The following is a 2937-nucleotide window of genomic DNA, read 5'->3' as shown; positions in this document are numbered from 1 at the left end:
TGGAAAGCCTCAACCAGGACAAAGTAGACGCAAGCGGCGTCTCACCACGCGATCACTGAACGTCACCACCGAATATGCGCCAGAGCCGTTGTTCTTACAGGCCCGTCGGCGCGTCCGTCCCGTCGCTGCGGCCTCGGGGTTTACTGGGTTCCGCTTCCCGGCGGAGGTGATCGTGCTGCGAGTGCGGTGTATCCGCGCTACGGCCTGTTCTACCTGGACGTCGAGGAGCTACTGGCTGAGCGCGGCATCGACGTCGATCATGTGACGATCTGGAGGTGGGCGCAGCGGTTCACCTCGCTGCTGACCGACGCGCCCGGCCGTTGGACTGAAACTCCTCCGCTCCGCCCAGGTGATCGGCTCCGGACACGGCCGGGTAACGGGGACACATTGCTGTGTCCCCGTCCCCTCAGAGACCGTGCGTGCGCCTTCCAACGCACACGGCTCAAGCAGCCCGTGTGGGCGTGCAGTCTCCGCAGTTGCTGTCCGAGTGTCAGCGTTGTCCGCCGCCTGGGTGGCGACGGGCGCAGTCAGCGTGCATGTATATCCCCGCGTGCATGGTTCCTGTCGTGCTTGTGTGGTGTCCAGCCCGGCCGTCCGCGTTTCCCGCGACGATGTCCTTTCGTTCGATCGCCGTGCGGAACATGCGGAACCAGTTCTCCCATTGTCCGGGAGAATCTGGTGTGCGGTCGGCGAACAGCAGGCTGTGGCCGCAGCCCGGACATCTGCCGCCCTGTGCGCGAAGAGCACGTTGGACAGACGATGCCAGTGGTGGGCTGTGGCGGGTCTGCCGTCGACGTCGGTCGGCCCAGTACGTGGCGAGGGCCGGGTCGTCCGGGGACGACCTGCCCGCGACCATGACGTGCCGGATGATCGGAGTCCAGGCGTATTTGTGCAGGTGGGCGCCTGTCTTGTGGTCTCCGAACACCCACTGGTCGTTCCTGGACCTGTTGAACGGGCCCCAGTAGCGTTGCCTGATCCACTGGCGGCCCTTGTTGGGGTGGGCGCCCCGCGCCCATTGGTCGAGCTGCACCCAGAGGGTCAGGTCCAGCCCGCTGAACGCTTTCTTCGCCACCCCTGTCCGGTAGTAGGCCGCCTGCCCTCTGATGATGGGGTTCAGCGCGCCTATCACGGCCGAGGCGGGCTGTCCCCGCAGCGCCCGCAGCTCGGCCTTCGTCCGCCGCCGTATCCTGACCAGCGCCTCCCCGCTGGGTTTGATGAGCAGTTTGGGGCCGTCCTTCGTCAGGTAGCTCCGGACGTTGAACGAGAGGAAGTCGAACCCCTGCGTGATGGTGGTGATCCGGGTCTTTGCATCGTTGAGGCGCAGACCCTTCGGCGCCAGCCAGGCAGCAAGGCGGTCCCGTGCCGTTTCGGCCTGTTCCCGGCTGTGGCAGAGCACGACCAGGTCGTCGGCGTAGACGACGACGGCGGGGCAGTCCCGGGCCAGTTCTCCATTCGGCCGGTATCTGACTCCGGCGGCTTCCTCTATGCCCTGTAGTGCTATGTTGAGTAGCAGCGGTGAAATCACCCCACCCTGGGGAGTTCCCTCCGGGGTCGGGGTGTACCGGTTGTTGTCGACCACTCCCGCCCGCAACCATCCGGCTATCTGTCCCCGCCCGGGGAAGCCGCGAAGGCGGTTGAGCAGGTGGTCATGGTCGATTCTGTCGAACGCGGCCTGAAGGTCCGCGTCGAGGATCCATCCGCGTTTCGCTCCTTTCCTGCCCGCCACGGAGAAGATCTTCTCGATCGCGTCATGGGAGCCCCGTCCGGGCCGGAAGCCGTACTGGGTGGCATCCAGCCGGGCTTCCCACTCGGGTTCCAAAGCGTTCTTGACCCGGTTCTGCTGGGCGCGGTCCGCGATGACGGGTATACCGAGCGGTCGGCCTTTTCCGTTCTTCTTGGGGACATGCACCCGTCGGACCGGGAGCGCCTCGGCACCCGCCCCGTGGCGTTGCAGCCACCGGGCCAGTACCGCTCGCTGGCGAGAGGTCATGGCGACCTCGCCGTCCACTCCCGGGGTCCTTCGGCCGGAGTTGCGCTGGGCTACCTGCCGCACGCTGACCAGCGTGTTGGCGCGGCTGCGCAACATCAGTTTCTGTAGATTTCGGGCGCGTTTGATGTCGCCCGCCTGCGTCGCCTTGAAGATCCTCTGCCGTAGCCGCGCTACCTGCCTGTCCTGCGACGACCAGTCGATGGCGTCCCAGTCCGGCAGGTCCTCGGATCCGTTCGCCCCGGCGTCGGACACGGTAGACGCCGTTACCACGGCGGTACTGCTCGTGTTCTCCGCCAAGGCGCCCAACGTGCCCCTCGGACTCGGGCGGTTCCTTGTCATCGGTGTGTTCAAAAGGCCACCTGGCTCACGTCGGCTCCCTTTCGGGCCCAGGCAAGGATCAGGCCTGGTATACGGCCAGTTACGCGGGCTCGGCCGGTTGAAGGTCCCGCCATCTGCGCCCGCCTTCCTGTCGCCTTTCGGCTGCCGCCGTTCGCTTCTTGAGCCATCCTTTCCCGCCGCGGGATTAGACCCCCCTTGCGGTCGGCTTACCGGAGCCGGTCAGCTCTCCGGACCTCGACGGGTAGAGGTCGGACCGGGGCGCGGTGCTTGCCTTGCGGCCAGCCCGTTTCCCCGGCCCGCCTCTCCGAACCGGACTTGTCGTAGGGTAGGCCGCCGACGAGGTGCCAGTTGACCTGGTCCTTTTCCGACGGCCCCCCTCCGAACCAGCCGTGCCCGCTTTCCGTAGCAGCTGGCTCTCCAGTGCTCATCGTGGTCTGCGTTTAGGACGTCCGGCATGGATGTCCTCGTGGCAGGCGCGGCAGACGACGAGGGTCTTGCGGTGGCGGGAGGCCATCCGTATGACCCATTCGGGTTGCTGTTTCCGCCCTTTGGGATTGAGGTCTTTGAGCGCCCTGATGTGGTGCACTTCAACCTGTTCCGTGGAGCCG

The 2937-nt window shown here is 66.2% G+C and carries 2 protein-coding genes and 1 pseudogene; 1 reads left to right on the top strand and 2 read right to left on the bottom strand.

What is annotated here, in order from left to right:
- Positions 1-88: 88 nt before the first annotated feature.
- A pseudogene (locus tag BCD48_RS53910) lies at positions 89-312 on the top strand (IS6 family transposase); the annotation flags it as partial.
- A gap of 178 nt (positions 313-490) precedes the next feature.
- Here BCD48_RS53910 and BCD48_RS21150 read toward each other — a convergent pair.
- Positions 491-2260 (bottom strand): reverse transcriptase domain-containing protein, encoded by a 1770-nt coding sequence (locus BCD48_RS21150; RefSeq protein WP_241841895.1) that lies wholly within the window; start codon positions 2258-2260, stop codon positions 491-493.
- Positions 2261-2753: 493 nt separating this feature from the next.
- On the bottom strand, positions 2754-2937 hold a 184-nt coding region (locus BCD48_RS55810), incomplete at its 5' end, for an HNH endonuclease (protein WP_491677157.1).

This window comes from Pseudofrankia coriaricola (assembly GCF_001854805.1).
Taxonomy (GTDB): domain Bacteria; phylum Actinomycetota; class Actinomycetes; order Frankiales; family Frankiaceae; genus Pseudofrankia.
Note: the sequence above shows the minus strand (reverse complement) of the source record. Positions and strands in the feature narration are given on the sequence as shown.